Origin of the sequence: Burkholderia sp. SIMBA_051 (assembly GCF_046534915.1) — a bacterium.
Taxonomy (GTDB): domain Bacteria; phylum Pseudomonadota; class Gammaproteobacteria; order Burkholderiales; family Burkholderiaceae; genus Burkholderia; species Burkholderia ambifaria.
The window spans coordinates 1-238 of record NZ_JAWRXS010000855.1; the positions used below are offsets into that span (position 1 = coordinate 1).

The following is a 238-nucleotide window of genomic DNA, read 5'->3' on the forward strand; positions in this document are numbered from 1 at the left end:
GATAGTGAATCCAGCGATAACCGTGGCACGCGATCTCGTGACCCAGTTCAACGAATGCGCGCGCGACGTCGGGATAACGCTCGATCGCCATGCCCACGCCGAACACGGTCAGCGGCAGACCGCGCTTCTCGAACTCGCGCAGGATGCGCCAGACGCCCGCGCGCGAGCCGTATTCGTAGATCGACTCCATGCTCATATGACGCGAGGGATACGCAGCCGCGCCGACGATCTCGGAGAG

General features: G+C 63.4%; 1 protein-coding gene. It reads right to left on the reverse strand.

Going from position 1 to position 238, the window contains the following annotated elements; translation table 11 throughout:
- Window positions 1–238, reverse strand: a 238-nt coding sequence (locus tag SB771_RS36870; RefSeq protein ID WP_410722269.1) for a polysaccharide deacetylase family protein, incomplete at both ends; no start/stop codon positions are given.